This window comes from Massilia rubra, assembly GCF_011682065.1.
In the GTDB taxonomy this organism is placed as follows: Bacteria; Pseudomonadota; Gammaproteobacteria; order Burkholderiales; family Burkholderiaceae_D; genus Telluria_A; species Telluria_A rubra.
This window is the reverse complement of sequence record NZ_VUYU01000002.1, coordinates 22,791-38,833: the sequence shown is the minus strand read 5'-3', so window position 1 is coordinate 38,833 and position 16,043 is coordinate 22,791. Positions and strand designations below refer to the sequence as shown.

At 64.6% G+C, this 16,043-nt stretch carries 12 protein-coding genes; all 12 read left to right on the top strand.

All coding sequences use genetic code 11. The features are described from left to right. Positions 1-3: 3 nt before the first annotated feature. The 12 genes from F0185_RS02755 (at position 4) to serB (ending at position 15,985) form a co-directional block, all read left to right on the top strand. A complete protein-coding gene (locus tag F0185_RS02755; protein WP_229476705.1) occupies positions 4-267 on the top strand; it encodes a hypothetical protein in 264 nt (87 codons plus the stop codon). Further along, a complete protein-coding gene (locus F0185_RS02750; protein WP_229476704.1) occupies positions 264-1,871 on the top strand; it encodes a PepSY-associated TM helix domain-containing protein in 1,608 nt (535 codons plus the stop codon). The genes F0185_RS02755 and F0185_RS02750 overlap by 4 nt, the downstream gene beginning before the upstream one ends. Then, positions 1,868-2,215 (top strand): DUF3325 domain-containing protein, encoded by a 348-nt coding sequence (locus F0185_RS02745; protein WP_167221394.1) that lies wholly within the window; start codon positions 1,868-1,870, stop codon positions 2,213-2,215. Before F0185_RS02750 ends, F0185_RS02745 begins: the two co-directional genes overlap by 4 nt. Positions 2,216-2,274: 59 nt before the next feature. Beyond that, positions 2,275-4,743, top strand: coding sequence for a penicillin-binding protein 1A (locus F0185_RS02740; RefSeq protein ID WP_167221392.1), 2,469 nt, complete (start codon positions 2,275-2,277; stop codon positions 4,741-4,743). Positions 4,744-5,010: 267 nt separating this feature from the next. Continuing rightward, positions 5,011-6,993, top strand: coding sequence for an OPT family oligopeptide transporter (locus F0185_RS02735; protein ID WP_167221390.1), 1,983 nt, complete (start codon positions 5,011-5,013; stop codon positions 6,991-6,993). Positions 6,994-7,453: 460 nt separating this feature from the next. Then, entirely contained in the window at positions 7,454-7,822 is a 369-nt protein-coding gene (locus F0185_RS02730; protein ID WP_167221388.1) for a CHAP domain-containing protein, read from the top strand. Between the two features lie 39 nt (positions 7,823-7,861). After that, a complete protein-coding gene (locus F0185_RS02725) occupies positions 7,862-8,383 on the top strand; it encodes a hypothetical protein (RefSeq protein ID WP_167221386.1) in 522 nt (173 codons plus the stop codon). A 222-nt stretch (positions 8,384-8,605) separates the two neighbouring features. After that, on the top strand, positions 8,606-9,394 hold the full coding sequence (locus tag F0185_RS02720) for a PP2C family protein-serine/threonine phosphatase (protein ID WP_167221384.1): 789 nt from the start codon (positions 8,606-8,608) through the stop codon (positions 9,392-9,394). 140 nt (positions 9,395-9,534) lie between these two features. Then, positions 9,535-10,530, top strand: coding sequence for an HDOD domain-containing protein (locus F0185_RS02715; RefSeq protein WP_167221382.1), 996 nt, complete (start codon positions 9,535-9,537; stop codon positions 10,528-10,530). A 12-nt stretch (positions 10,531-10,542) separates the two neighbouring features. Next, complete coding sequence (locus tag F0185_RS02710) at positions 10,543-11,484, top strand: 5'-nucleotidase (protein WP_167221380.1); 942 nt, start codon at positions 10,543-10,545, stop codon at positions 11,482-11,484. A gap of 195 nt (positions 11,485-11,679) precedes the next feature. Beyond that, positions 11,680-15,126, top strand: coding sequence for a transcription-repair coupling factor (gene mfd / locus F0185_RS02705; RefSeq protein ID WP_167221378.1), 3,447 nt, complete (start codon positions 11,680-11,682; stop codon positions 15,124-15,126). 16 nt (positions 15,127-15,142) lie between these two features. After that, a complete protein-coding gene (gene serB, locus F0185_RS02700; protein ID WP_167222151.1) occupies positions 15,143-15,985 on the top strand; it encodes a phosphoserine phosphatase SerB in 843 nt (280 codons plus the stop codon). Positions 15,986-16,043 lie beyond the last annotated feature (58 nt).

Genomic DNA, 16,043 nt, shown 5'->3' with positions numbered 1-16,043 from the left:
CAAATGTGGTCCCGCCTGCTCGCCGCCGTGGCGGGCGGCTATGCTTTCGCCGCCGCGCTGGCCGTGTTCCTCGGCGCGGTCTTGCCGATGGCGCGCGCCGAAGCGGTGCTGATGGGCGGCTTCGTCAGCTTCGCCGGCTACACGGCGGCCATTGTCTGGGCTTTCGCACCGCTGCCGCTGGGCCGCGTATGCGGGGTCCTGGCGCTGGCCACCGCCCTCCTCGGCGGCGCCGGCTGGCTGCTCGCGCGCAGCGGCGGTGGCGCATGAAGGCCGGCTGGCGCCAGGCGATGGCCTGGTTGCATACCTGGTGCGGCCTGTGGTTTTCATGGCTGCTGTACGCCATCTTCCTGACCGGCACCCTGGCCGTATTCGACGAGGCGATCACGCACTGGATGTCGCCCGAACACGCGCTGGCCGAACACGCGGGGGCGCCGCCCGCACCGGCGGCCGCGGGCGAGCGCGGGCCGCGCCTGGCGCTGGGCGCATCCTTCATGGCGCGCGCCCATCCGCGCGCCGACATGTGGGAAATCTGGCCCATCAACCGCAACGACAACAATGCGCTGGTGGCCTACTGGTTCGACCCGCAGGGCGGCTACGCCGACGCCCGGCTCGACCCGGCCAGCGGCGCCCAACTGGCCCAGGGCCCGGCCGACAAGCCGGTCCGCCCCACCCTGGGCGGCCACCATTTCGTCGATTTCCATTACGAGCTACACGCCGGCAAGGCCGGCTTGTGGATCACGGGCGTCGCCGCCATGGCGATGCTGGTGGCGCTGGTGTCGGGCGTGATCACGCACAAGCGCATCTTCAAGGACTTTTTCACCTTCCGGCCGGCCAAGGGCCAGCGCAGCTGGCTCGACGCCCACAATGCGGTGGCGGTGCTGACCTTGCCGTTCCTGTTCATGATCGCCTACACCGGCCTGGCCATTTCCAGCACCACCCTGATGCCGGCGCCGCTGCTGGCCCACTACGGCCCGGGCAGGGATAACCTCAAGCAGTTCCTCGCCGACCTGGGCGGGCCGGCACGGCTGGCGCGCGACGGCCGCGCGCTGGCCGTGCCCGACCTGGAACACTACGCCGCGCGGGCCGAGGCCATCTTCAGGCAACCGGTGCGCTGCATCGTCATCGACAACCCCGGCGACAGCAGCATGCGCATCGGCGTCTACGGCTGGGACAACGACGCCGACAGCCTGCGCCGCATCGCCAACACCAGCGGCATGGTCACGTTTTCGGCCGCCAGCGGCAAGGTGCTGGCCGTGCGCCAGGGCGGCCAGGTCGATGGCGGCGCCGCCTCGCTCACGCGCCTGGTGATGGGCAGCCTGCACATGGCCAGCTTCGGCGGCGTGACCGTGCGCTGGCTGTACTTTGTGTGCGGCCTGGCCGGCACGGCGATGATGGCGACCGGCGCCATCCTGTTCATGGTCAAGCGCCGCAACAAGCACGGCGCCGAATTCGGCGCGGCCACCGCCCGCGTCTACCGGCTGATCGAGGGCATGAACGTGGCCGCCATCGCCGGGCTGGCGATCGCCTGCGTCGGCTTCCTGTGGGCCAACCGCCTGCTGCCGCTGGCGCTCGAACAGCGCGCCGGCTGGGAATTGCGGGTGTTCTTCGGCCTCTGGCTAGCGGCGCTGGCGCACGCCCTGCTGCGCGCGCCGGCCCGGGCCTGGCGCGAACAACTGGCGACCCTGGCGCTGGCCTGCCTGCTGCTGCCACTGCTGAACTGGGCCAGCACGGGCGACCATCTGCTGGCGCAAATCGGCGTGCGCGGCGACTGGGAAAGCGCCGGCGTCGAACTGGCCGCGCTGCTGGCCGGCGCGCTGGCGGCATGGGCCGCGCTGCGGGTGCGCGCGTCCGGGCGACGGGAGAAGCCATGAGCGGTTTTCAGACAGCGAGCCTGCTGGCGCTGGGGCTGGCGTATGCCGGCATGGCCTTCCTGTGCCTGGCGATGGACCGCCACCATGTGCAGGCGTGGCGGCGCGAACCCTCGCCGCGGCTGCGCCTTGGGCTGCGCGGCGCGGGAGCGATCCTGCTGGCGCTGGCGCTGCTGCCGTGCGTATCGACCTGGGGCGGCACCGTCGGCACGGTGCTCTGGCTCGGCTTCCTGTCGGCCGGCGCGCTGCCGCTGGTGTTCCTGCTGCCATACGCGCCGCGCGCCACCGCGTGCTCGGCGATGCTGGCGGCGCCCGCGGCCTTGGCCGCGCTGGCGGCGTTTCCCTGAAAACGGGATGCTAAAAGCGATCGACTATAATTCGCCGGAACAGGGCCGTCACTCCCGGCATGGCCCCATTGGCGGACATCGTTTTGACTACAGAGACCTTTATCAAGCGCTGGCTGACGCGCAAATACATTATCCGCGCCGTGCTGCTGGCGACCGGCGCGGCCCTAGTGCTGGTGCTCGGCGCGCTCGGCTACTTTTACGGCGTGATCGTGCCGCGCGTGCCGGCCATCGACGCCGTCACCGACTACCGCCCCAAAATCCCGCTGCGCATCTACACCGCCGACAATGTGCTGATCGGCGAATTCGGCGAAGAGCACCGCGACTTCATCCCCATCGAACAAGTGCCGGCGATGATGAAAAACGCCGTGCTGGCCATCGAAGACACACGCTTCTACACCCACGGCGGGGTCGACTGGATTCGCGCCGCCGGCGCCGCGCGCGCCAACCTGCGCGGCGGCTTTCGCGAAGGGGCGTCGACCATCACCATGCAGGTGGCGCGTAACTTCTTCCTCACGCGCGACAAGGTACTGGGGCGCAAGGCCGACGAAATCGCGCTCGCCTTCAAGATCGAGGCCGCGCTCAAGAAAGACAAGATCCTCGAACTGTACATGAACCAGATTTTCCTGGGACGGCGCTCGTACGGCTTTTCCAGCGCCGCCCAGGCCTACTTCGGCAAGCGCCTCGACCAGCTCTCGATCGCCGAAATGGCGATGCTGGCCGGCGTGCCGCGCGACCCGGTCGGCAACAACCCGGCGGTCAATCCGCGCAACGCCAAGAAGCGCCAGATGATCGTGCTGCGGCGCATGCGCGAACTGGGCTACCTCGACGAGACCCAGTACGCGAGCGCCAAGGAAGAACCGATCCGCATCGCCGCCAAGCGCCAGGAATTCGACATCCACGCCGAATACGTGGCCGAACTGGCGCGCCAGGCGGTGTTCGAACAATACAAGGACGAGGCCTACACGCGCGGCCTGAGCGTCTACACCACCATCCTCAAGGCCGAGCAGGACGCGGCCTACGACTCGCTGCGCCGCAACGTGCTGGCGTACGACCAGCGGCACGGCTACCGTGGCCCGGAGTCGTTCATCGACCTGCCCTCGGACGCCCAGGAACGGGCCGACGACATTCGCGAAGAACTGCGCAAGCGCCCGGTCAGCGACGGCCTGACGCCCACCGTGGTGACCGAGGTATCGGGCAAGCTGGTGGCGGTAGAAACCATGGACGGCGAGCGCATCGAAATTAGCGGCGCCGGCCTGCGCTTCGTGGCGCCGGCCCTGGCGTCCTCCGCCAAGGCCGCCATCAAGCTGCGTCCGGGCGCGGTGGTGCGCATCGCCCAGGACAAGGTAAAAGAGAAAGACAAGGACAAGGAGACCAGGACCTGGTCGATCGTCCAGCTGCCGCAGGTGGCGGCCGGCTTCGTGGCCATCGATTCGGCCACCGGCGCCTACCATGCGCTGGTCGGCGGCTTCGATTATGGGCTCAACAAGTACAACCACGTCACCCAGGCCTGGCGCCAGCCCGGCTCCTCGATCAAGCCGTTCGTGTATTCGGCGGCGCTGGAAAAGGGTTTTTCGCCGGGCACCCGCATCCTCGACGAAGCGCTGGTCATGCCGAGCGGCGCCGGCGGCGCCACCTGGTCGCCGCAAAACGATGACGGCAAGTTCGATGGAGAAGTGAGCATGCGGCACGCCCTGGTGCACTCGAAGAACGTGCCGTCGGTGCGCTTGCTGCGCGCCATCCAGGTCGGCTACGGCCACGAATTCCTCGGCAAGTTCGGCTTCGACCTGACGCGCCATCCGAAGAACCTGACCATGGCGCTCGGCACCGGCGCGGTGACCCCGCTGCAACTGGCGGGCGCGTACGCGGTGTTCGCCAACGGCGGCTTTTCGGTCAATCCTTACCTGATCGCCAAAATCAAGGACGGCAACGGCGCCATCCTGCTCGAGACGCCGGCGCCGGCCGTGGCCGACGAAACGCGGCGCGTGATCGACCAGCGCAACGCCTTCATGGTCGACAGCATGCTGCGCGACGTGACCCGCTTCGGCACCGCCGCCGGCGCCACCCGCGCACTGGGCCGCAACGACCTGGCCGGCAAGACCGGCACCACCAGCGACGCCTTCGACGGCTGGTTCGCCGGGTACGCCGGCAACGTGGTGGGCGTGGCCTGGATGGGCTACGACGATCCACGCTCGCTCGGCGGACGCGAATTCGGCGCCACCCTGGCCATGCCGATCTGGGTCGACTACATGCGCGCGGCGCTCGACAAGCGTCCCGCCAAGGAACGCCCGACCCCGGAAGGCGTGCTGCGCGAGGACGACGACTGGATTTATGCGGAATACGCGGGCAGCAGCGAGTTCAAGACGATCGACATGAACGAGCTGCCGGCGCTGCCGGCAGATGGCGCGGAGCCGGGCGAGCCGGGAGAACCGGGTGAACCAGGCCAGCCGCCCGTGCCAGGCGCGCCGGCCGTGCCGCCAGCGCCGCCCGCGCAGAACACCCATGGCGCCGAATCGCAGGCGGGAGGTTAACCTACACGCGCCTTTACGTTCCGGCCCCCGCAGCGTCGTTCCCGCGCAGGCGGGAACCCAAGTTTCGCGCGTCGCCAGTAACGGCAAGAACAACTTGGGTTCCCGCCGAGGGCCGCCTTGGCGCGGGAACGACGAGATAGCGGTCCGATACGAGATAGCGGCCGGAGGCGCGACCGACGCCGCGTTCGCATTTTCCTTCCGCGTTCATGCATTGCCAGCTATGATAAGACGCTTTTTTAGCACCCCTATTTCATACTGGAGCAATGGATGGCGATTGTCGCACTGGCCGGACCAAAAGAAATCACGATCCGAGGAGTCCTCCTCGGCATCGTCATCACCCTCGTCTTTACAGCCGCCCAGGTTTACCTGGGCCTGAAAGTCGGGCTCACCTTCGCGACCTCGATCCCGGCCGCCGTCATCTCGATGGCGCTGCTGAGCGCCTTCAAGGACGCCACCATCCAGGAAAACAATATCGTCCAGACCATCGCGTCGGCGGCGGGCACGCTGGCGTCGGTGATCTTCGTGCTACCTGGCCTGATCATGATCGGCTGGTGGGCCAAGGTGCCGTTCTGGCCCGTCTTCGGCGCCTGCGCCATCGGCGGCGTGCTGGGCGTGATGTACACGGTGCCGCTGCGGCGCGCGCTGGTGTCGCAGTCCGACCTGCCCTACCCGGAAGGCGTGGCCGCGGCCGAAGTGCTCAAGGTCGGCACTTCCTCGCGCAGCGGCGCGGCCGAAGGCAAGCTCGGTCTGATGGCGGTGATCTGGGGCAGCGTGGCCTCCGCGCTGTTCGCGGCCGCCGCCGGCGCCAAGCTGATGGCCGCCGAAGTGGCCTTCTATTTCAAGACCGGCAGCGGCGCCACCGGGATCGGGGCGGCCAGTTCGCTCGCCCTGCTGGGCGCCGGTCACCTGATGGGCATCACCGTCGGCATCGCCATGCTGGCCGGCCTGATCATCGCCTGGGCCGTGCTGGTGCCGGTACTGACGTCGATGGAGCCGATGCCGGCCCTGGCGGCAGCCGACCAGGCGCTCGGGATGTGGAGCTCCAAAGTGCGCATGATCGGCGCCGGCGCCATCGGCGCGGCCGCTATCGTCACCCTGGCCGGACTGGGTAAGCCGGTGCTCGGCGGCCTGAAATCGGCGCTGGAGATGGCGCGCAAGGCCAAGGCCGAAGGCGCGGAGATTCCGCGCGCCGAACAGGACCTGCCGATTTTCATCGTCGGCCTGGTCACCCTGCTGGCCATGGCGCCGGCCGGCTGGCTGCTGGCCAGCTTCCTGCAGGGCGGCGTGCTTGCCAGCCTGGCGCTGCCGCTGGTGGCCGTCGGTGTCGGCTACATCCTGGTGGCCGGCGTGTTCGCCGCCGCCGTCTGCGGCTACATGGCCGGCTTGATCGGATCGTCCAATTCGCCGGTGTCCGGCATCGCCATCCTGACCATCCTGGGCGCCTCGCTCAGCGTCGGCTTCGTCGGCAAGCATCTCATCGGCCCGGACGTGGCGCACGCGCTGGTCGCCTACGCGCTGTTCGTCACTACCGTGGTGCTGGCCGTTGCGGTGATCGGCAACGACAACCTGCAAGACCTGAAAACCGGTCAGCTGGTCGGCGCCACTCCGTGGAAGCAGCAAGTCGGCCTGTTGATCGGCGTGGCCGCCGGTTCGACCGTGGTGCCGCTGGTGCTGGACCTGCTCAATAGCGCTAAAGGCTTTGCCGGCGCCCCGAACGTGGGCGTGGTCGGCGACGATCCGCTGGCGGCCCCGCAGGCGGCACTGATTTCCACCCTGGCCAAGGGCGTCATCGGCAATAACCTGGAATGGAACCTGATCGGCTACGGCGCCCTGCTCGGCCTGACGCTGGTCGTCGTGGACTTTGTCATCCGCAAGGCCAGCAAGGAGCGTTTCAGCTTGCCGCCGCTGGGCGTGGGCCTGGCGATCTACCTGCCAAGCGCGGTCACCGCGCCGGTCGTGGTCGGCGCCGTGGCCGGCTGGCTGTTCGAACGCGCTGTCAGCAGCGCCACCTGGGGCGAGACGGCCAAGCGTATCGGCGTGCTGGTCATGTCCGGCTTTATCGTCGGCGAGAGCCTGTTCAACGTCGGCCTGGCCGGCCTGATCGTGGCCACCAAGGTCGCCGAGCCGCTGGCCGTCCCGAACAGCATGAGCGAAACGACGCACATGCTGATCGCCCTGGTGCTGGGCGCGGCCATTGTCAGCGGCCTGTATCGCTGGGCCGCGCGCAGCGCCCAAAAAGTCGCCGCTTGAGCGCGACTTAAGCTGCGCTTCCCCCGCCAGGGCGCCGGCCGGCGTCCTGGCGAACCGTGGACCAGTCAATGCGATGCTGCACTGGTTGTTCGTCGAGTCGTGTTTCACGCCGACCCCACGCCCTCTTCCCACCCATTCTCTTCATCGCCGCGCCGATCACTGCCAGGCCGGGCTCGATGTCGGCTCAAGGTAAAAGTCGACCCACTTGCCGGCGCCCACCCGCATGGTTACTGAGCATTTTGAAAAGCAATGTCACCAATATGGCTTGTTTTAGTGTATATTGAACAATGCTTTCCGTTAATAGAGTTGTGCGAGAGACTCTACTGAGCACGCTCAGCAATAGAGTTTTTAAAAGATGACCCTGTCATTCCGACCCGGACGGAGGGGGCGATACTGGTGTTTTTCCATGTCATCAGTAAAGCAAGCAATTGAAATCTCACGTAAATAAAGGAAACCTAGAATGCCTTGGAACGTCAATACCGCCGTAGCACATCTTAATTCACATGCAATGCCAGCCAGCACAAGCAACTGTGCGAAATTTGTCAGGAAAGCCATTGCGGCTGGCGGTGTAACTGTTGTAAATACAAATTCCGCAAAAGATTATGGCATCCGCCTTACTAATGCCGGATTTGTTGCAGTGCAAGGCGCGCCAAGAGCCGGCGATGTCGCGGTTATTCAACCAATTCCCGGTCATCCTGATGGCCATATGACGATGTATAACGGTACGCAATGGGTATCTGACTATAAGCAGCCAGCAGTACATGGATATTATCCATCACCTGCCTATAGGCAACAGAAACCACCAGTGACATTTTACCGAAAGTCGTAGAAATTAAGATCAATGAATCAATTTTAGATTGACAATAAGATGAAAATTGGAATTTATTCTCTTTTAGTGCTTTCGTTTTTTTGCAGCAAATTTTCTTTTGCAAGTGATACGTTCAGCACCATTAAATGCGGATCGGAAATTTCAAAGAAGCTTATCGGCAGGCACGTAAAAAACGAAAAAGTTGTGGATATTGAGGCTAGGCATAAAAGCATAGACCTTAAAAATTTGGGAATGGATGACATTTCTGAAGGATTGATCGCAGGATACTGGATGATTTGTGGGAACAAATTTATCCTGCTTGAGGATAAAAAGCTTCTGATGATACGCGATGTTATACAAGTTCCAGACGATCCAACACGCCTGGTAGAATTTACTGGACAATGCACAGTACACGATAAAGAAAAATCAGAATTGATTTTTGCTATTTTGAATAAAGAAGATGGTGTTGCGACTTTATCAGCACATTCCGCTTGGATTATTGATGAAAAGAAAAAAGCATTCAAGAAAACGTCTACGGATGGGATGAGATGCGAGAATTTCACATCCGCCCCGCCGCCATAAATACGCAAGCCTGGCGCAGCGCGGCGGCGCGCCGGCCCGTCCCGCCACGCACCCTGAACCGGTTTTTGCCGTATTGACCCGGACAAAGCGCACCCTGCGTGCTAGCATGGCAATCATGCGCGACTGGCTTGCGTCAGTCCACCCTCAGGAGACGCCTTGTATTTTTGGAAGCAACTTTCACCGTCCACACCGCACCGCCTCAGCGCCGGTACGGCTTTCGGCATGACCGACACCGGCACCGTACGCCCTTCGAACGAGGATAATTTCCTGATCGAGGCCGGCCTGGGCCTGGTCGCGGTAGCCGACGGCATGGGCGGTCACGACTCGGGCGAGGTCGCCAGCGCCGAAGCACTGAGCTCACTCGCCAACTTCCTGCGCGCCAGCACCGACCCGGACAGCGGCGTGGCGCCGCCCGACTTCCGCGCCAGCCCGTTCGACCCCGAAGCGACCGATCCGCACGCTCACTGGAGCGAAGCGACCCTGGCCAGCATGGTCACGCTGCACGACGCGGTCGAATTTACCAACCAGCGCATGTACCAGACCAACCTGGCCAACCGGCGCGGCGACGGCGGCGGCATGGGCACCACGCTCACCGGCGTGTGGCAACCCGAACCGGGCGCCCCGCTGCTGGTGTTCCACGTCGGCGACAGCCGCCTGTACCGCTACCGGGCCGGCCAGCTGACCCAGCTCACGCGCGACCAGACCATGTACCAGGAAGCCGTCGAAGCCGGCGCCACCGAAAACCTGCCTCCGCGCAACCTGTTGCTGCAGGCGATAGGGCCCTCGGGCGACGTGCGCCCGGAACTGCATATCCAGGCCGTCCAGCCCGGCGACCTGTACCTGTTATGCAGCGACGGCATGTACGGCGCCACCTCCGACGAACGCATCGCCGCGCTGCTGGCCGACGCCGGCCCGGCGCAACTGGGCGATTGCTGCAAGGAATTGATCGCCACCGCCTTGCGCGACGGCAGCCGCGACAATGTCACCGTGGTCCTGTTTCATTGCGATTAACCATTACAATTCCACAAGATTAATAATCAGCAAATACTCGTGTACCAGACACGACGCTGGACAGCACAACCCTAAGTTTCTACTGAGTAATCATGTAAAATCCAGGGAACAGCCTTTGTGCAGGTAAAAGAGAACAAGCAATGAAATGGCTGAAGAATTTGTTGGGCAGCGACAGCGAACAAAGCAAGCCTGCGCCAGCCCCCATAGCCGCTCCCGCTCCCTCCAGGGCGCGGGCGCCCGACCGTGCGCACGCCGGCATGGTCGATGTGCTGTTCTACCGCTGGCTGGCCGGCGTCACGCCGAACAGCGGCCCGTCCAGCGACGAAAAAATCCTCGCGGTCGACCTGGCCTACATGACCCAGCAGCCGCTCGACGAGATCACCCTCGCCCCCAGCAGGCCGCCCGTATTCACGCCTTTGCTGCGCTCCATGCGCGACAGCAGCGTCTCCGGTGCCGACCTGGCGCGCCAGCTCTCGCAAGACAAGGAACTGGTCGCCGAAGTGCTGCGCGAAGCGAACCGTCCCTGCCACCACCCGCACTATCACGCCAACGACCCGGTGACGACCGTCGAACGGGCCACCATGCTGCTGGGCGTGAACGGGCTGCGCATGCTGGTCGGACGGGCCTCGCTGCTGCCGGTGATCATGAGCATGCATCCGGGGCCGTTTTCGCAGCTTTCCACGCCGCTGCTGTGGCGCCAGTGCGAAAAATGCGCGCTTGCAGCCAGCGTGCTGGCGCCCTCGGTGCGCGCCAATCCGGTCGAAGCGTATTTCGCCGGGCTGCTGCACAATATGGGCCTGATCGTAGCCTTCCGCCTGCTCGACCAGGCCAATACCGAACCGTCCTTGCCGCAGTCCGAAGAGTTTGTGGCTGCGCTGCATGGGCACGCGCGCGTGCTGTCGGTGCGGATCGCCGAAGCATGGGGTTTTCCTGAAACCGTGACCAGCGCCATGCGCGAAGCCGGCGACCCTGACGGCGAAGCGCTGTCGCAGGTGGTGGCGCTGGCCGACATGCTCAGTCGCCTGCGCATGCTGGTCGACTCGGCCCACTTTGAAGAAGACGATCCGTTCGTGGTCGAAGGGCTGGATGCGGCCAGCCTGGCCTGTTTCGAAGAACTCCGTAACGAAGACGAATAACGAGGACCATGCATGGCATTCGAGATTGAGCGCAAGCTGGTGATCGGCGTGGCGTCGAGCGCCCTGTTCGACCTGACCGCCTCGCACCAGGTGTACCTGGACAGCGGACCGGACGAATACCGCAGGTACCAGGAACGCAATCTGGACGTCATTCTCGACAAAGGCGTGGCATTTCCCTTCATTCGCCGCTTCCTCAACATCAACAAGGTCTTCGCGCGCCATCACCCGGTCGAAGTGGTGCTCTTGTCGCGCAACTCGCCCGAAACGGGCCTGCGGGTAATGCGCTCGATCGCCCACTACGGGCTCGATATTTCGCGCGCCGCTTTCATCACCGGCAAGTCGCCCTACACCTACCTGCCCGCGTTTAACGCGGCGCTGTTCCTGAGCGCCAACGAAGAAGACGTCAAGAGCGCGATTGCGGCCGACTATCCGGCCGGGCTGGTGCTGCCATCGAAAATCATCGACGACGATGACGATATCGAACTGCGCGTGGCCTTCGACTTCGATGGCGTGATCGCCGACGACGAGTCGGAGACCATCTTCAAGCGCAATAACAACCTCGAAGAATTCCACGCCCACGAGACCTTGCACATGGCCGTGCCGCACCGTCCGGGGCCGCTGGCCGAGATGTTCCGCAAGCTGTCGCTGATGCAGCGGCTGGAAGAACGCGCGCAAAAGCGCGACCCGGACTACAAGAAGGTGCTGCGTATTGCGATCATCACCGCGCGCAACGCGCCCTCGCACGAGCGCGTGGTGACCACGCTCAAGAGCTGGGGCGTATCGGCCAGCGAGACCTTCTTTCTGGGCGGGATGAACAAGACGCGCGTGCTGTCGATCTTCAAGCCGCATATCTTTTTCGATGACCAGCTGACCCACCTGACATCGTCGCCGGGTGGCACGATACCGATGGTGCATGTGCCGTTCGGGATTGCCAACCGGCGCCCGATGGGGTAGGGAAACTTGGGTTCCCGCCTGCGCGGGAAGTCGGTTCCGCCAATGCCGGGAACGACGGATCAACTTCGAACGGTCTCCTTGAAACCGTCGTTCCCGCGCAGGCGGGAACCCAAGTTCTGCTAGCTTGGCCCTGCCCCCATTGCATTTCCCATATCCAGCTATAATTACCCGTCCCGCACCCAGCCAGCACAGCGCATGCCCTTCGATTTAAAGAAATCACTCCCAAAAACCGGTAACCGCTTCGCCCTGCCGACCCTGTACGGATCCTCGGACGCGTATGCGCTGGCGGTGGCCGCGCTCGAACTCAAAGCGGCAAAGCAGATGCTGACCGTGATCGTGGCCAACGCCAGCGACGGCCAGCGCCTGCTCGACGAAATTCCCTGGTTCGCCGACGGCAAACTGGCCTGCCACCTGCTGCCGGACTGGGAAACGCTGCCCTACGACGCCTTCTCGCCGCACCAGGACCTGGTCTCCGAACGCCTGGCCACCCTGCACGAAATCCAGAACGGCCAGTGCGATGTGTTGATCGTGCCCGCCACCACGGCGCTGGTGCGCCTGGCGCCGCCGTCGTTTTTGGCGGCCTACACCTTCTTCTTCAAGCAGGGCGAAAAACTCGACGAAACGCGCCTCAAGGCGCAACTGACCCTGGCCGGCTACACCCACAATTCGCAGGTGATGTCGCCCGGCGAATACTCGGTGCGCGGGGGCCTGATCGACCTGTTCCCGATGGGTTCGGCCCTGCCCTACCGGCTCGACCTGTTCGGCGACGAAATCGAAACCATCCGCACCTTCGACGCCGACACCCAGCGCTCGCTCTACCCGGTGCGCGAAGTGCGCCTGCTGCCGGGGCGCGAGTTCCCGATGGACGAAGCGGCCCGCACCACCTTCCGCAGCCGCTGGCGCGAACGTTTCGAGGGCGATCCATCGCGTTCGGTGGTGTACAAGGATGTCAGCAGCGGCATCGCCTCGGCCGGTATCGAATACTACCTGCCGCTGTTCTTCGAGCACACCGCGACCCTGTTCGACTACCTGCCCGAAAAAGCCAGCCTGGCGCTGGTGGGCGACATCGACGGCGCCATCAAGCGCTTCTGGCTCGACACCGAATCGCGCTACCGCTTCCTCAAGGCCGACCGCGACCGCCCGATCCTGACGCCCGATGAACTGTTCCTCAGCGACGAGAACTTCTTCACGCTGGCCAAAGCATACGGCCGCTGGGTCGTGACCAAAGACGCCGACCTGGAGCCGTCCGAGCTGTCGGCGCCGATTCCGAACGTGGCCGTCAACCGCCGCGTCGAGGACCCGCTGATCAACCTGCGCGCCTACCTGCTGCAGAATGACAAGCGCGTGATGATCTGCGCCGAATCGAACGGCCGGCGCGAAACGCTGCAACAGTACTTCAACGAATACAGCCTGGCGCTGGTGCCGGTCGAAGGCTTCGCCGGCTTCGTGCAGTCCGACGCCCGCCTCGCGCTGGGCGTGGCGCCCCTGCAGGCGGGTTTCGAATTGTCCGAGGCGGGCGCCGGCAAGCTGATTTTCATCACCGAGACCGAGCTGTATGCGGGTTCGGGCCGGCGCGCCGGCAAGAAGAAGCAGGAAGGCGTGACCCAGGTCGAGTCGATGGTGCGCGACCTGTCGGAGCTGAAAATCGGCGACCCGGTGGTCCACATCAACCACGGCATCGGGCGCTACATGGGCCTGACCAGCATGGACCTGGGCGAAGGCGAGACCGAATTCCTGCATCTCGATTACGCCAAGGACGCCAAGCTGTACGTGCCGGTGTCGCAATTGCACGTGATCTCGCGCTACTCGGGCGCCTCGCCCGAAGACGCGCCGCTGCACTCGCTCGGCTCGGGCGCCTGGGACAAAGCCAAGCGCAAGGCGGCCGAACAGGTGCGCGACACCGCCGCCGAACTGCTTAACCTGTACGCGCGGCGCGCGCTGCGCAAGGGCCACTCCTTCGAATACTCGGCGCACGACTACCAGAACTTCGCCGACAGCTTCGGCTTCGAAGAAACGCCCGACCAGGCCGAGGCGATCAACAACGTCATCAAGGATATGACCGCCGGCAAACCGATGGACCGCCTGGTGTGCGGCGACGTCGGTTTCGGCAAGACCGAAGTGGCGCTGCGCGCGGCCTTCATCGCGGTCATGGGCGGCAAGCAGGTGGCGATCCTGGCGCCGACCACCTTGTTGGCCGAACAGCACGCGCAAACCTTCGCCGACCGCTTTGCCGACTGGCCGGTGCGCATCGCCGAGCTGTCGCGCTTCCGGACCGGCAAAGAAATCAACAACGCCATCAAGGGCATGGCCGACGGCACGCTCGACATCGTGATCGGCACCCACAAGCTGCTCTCGCCGGACGTGCAGTTCACCCGCCTGGGCCTGGTGATCATCGACGAAGAACACCGTTTCGGCGTGCGCCAGAAAGAAGCGCTCAAAGCCCTGCGCGCCGAAGTCGACGTGCTCACGCTCACCGCCACCCCCATCCCGCGCACGCTCGGCATGGCGCTGGAAGGCTTGCGCGACTTTTCGATCATCGCCACCGCCCCGCAAAAGCGCCTGGCGATCAAGACCTTCGTGCGCGGAGAAGACGGCTCGGTCATCCGCGAAGCGTGCCTGCGCGAACTCAAACGCGGCGGCCAGATCTACTTTTTGCATAATGAAGTCGAGACCATCCAGAACCGCATGGCCATGCTCACCGAGCTGCTGCCGGAAGCGCGCATCGGCGTGGCCCACGGCCAGATGCACGAGCGCGACCTGGAAAAAGTCATGCGCGACTTCGTGGCGCAGCGCTATAACATTTTGCTGTGCACGACGATTATCGAAACCGGCATCGACGTGCCGACCGCGAACACCATCATCATGCACCGGGCCGACAAGTTTGGCCTGGCGCAGCTGCACCAGTTGCGCGGGCGCGTCGGCCGTTCGCACCACCAGGCGTACGCCTACCTGCTGGTGACGGACGTGAGCAGCCTGACCAAGCAAGCGCAGCGCCGCCTGGACGCGATCCAGCAGATGGAAGAACTGGGCAGCGGCTTCTTTCTGGCGATGCACGACCTGGAAATTCGCGGCGCCGGCGAAGTGCTGGGCGAGAACCAGTCGGGCGAGATGCTGGAGATCGGCTTCCAGCTGTATTCGGACATGCTCAACGAAGCGGTACGCTCGCTCAAGGCCGGCAAGGAACCCGACCTGGCCGCGCCGCTGGCCACCACCACCGAAATCAACCTGCACGTTCCGGCGCTGCTGCCGGCCGACTTCTGCGGCGACGTGCACGAGCGCCTGTCGATCTACAAGCGCCTGGCCAACTGCAGCGCGCAAGAGAAGATCGACGACATGCAGGAAGAGTTGATCGACCGCTTCGGCAAGCTGCCCGACCCGGTCAAGGCCCTGATCGAAACGCACCGCCTGCGCATCGCGGCCAAGACGGTCGGCATCATCAAGATCGATGCGCATGGCGAAGCGGCCAGCCTGCAGTTCATGGTCAACCCGCCGATCGACTCGATGCGCATCATCACCCTGATCCAGAAAAACCGGCACATCAAGCTGGCCGGCCAGGACAAGCTGAAAATCACCGCCAGCATGCCCGACCTGGCGGCGCGGGTCACGCAGCTCAAGCAAACGATCAAACAACTGTTAGCGTAAAACGAACATGACGACCATGAACCTGGTGCTGCAAGGCCCCGAGACAACCATCGACACCTTGCGCCGCATCGGCGCGCTGGCCAATCCGGCGCGCGTGACGGAGCTGGGCGCACGCGCCATCCGCTGTGAAGGCATCGAATTTTCCGATGTGCTCAAGCAGACCATCGGTGTCGCCGCCGAGGCGGCGCGCATCGACGCCACCTTCATCGCGCCCGGCCGCGTGCTGGCCGACTTCAAGCTGGTGGCGATGGACATGGACTCGACCCTGATCACCATCGAATGCATCGACGAAATCGCCGACATGCAGGGCCTGAAACCGCAGGTGGCGGCAATTACCGAGGCAGCCATGCGCGGCGAGCTCGAATTTGCCGAAAGCCTGACCCGGCGCGTGGCGCTGCTGGCGGGGCTGGAGGCGGCGGCGCTCGAACGCGTGTACACGGAGCGGCTGGCCATCTCGATGGGCGGCGAAGCGATGCTGGCGGCGCTGCGCGCGGCCGGCCTGAAAACCTTGCTGGTGTCGGGCGGATTCACCTTCTTTACCGAACGCCTCAAGGCGCGCCTGGGGCTCGATTACACGCATGCGAACGTGCTGGAGATCGTGGACGGCAAACTGACCGGCCGCGTGCTGGGCGGGATTGTCGACGCCGACGAAAAGAAGCGCACGGTGGAGCGCGTGTGCGTCGATATCGGCATCGACCCGGCGCAGGCGATCGTGATGGGCGACGGCGCCAATGACCTCGCCATGATGAGCATTGCGGGCCTGTCGGTGGCGTTTCGCGCCAAACCGGTGGTGCGTGCCCAGGCCGATGTGGCGCTGACTTACTCGGGCCTGGACGGCTTGCTCAACATCCTCGCGTAAGCGGGTCGCGTAGCGCGGATGCGTTCATCGAGCCATGCGGGCGCACGCCCGCATGCAA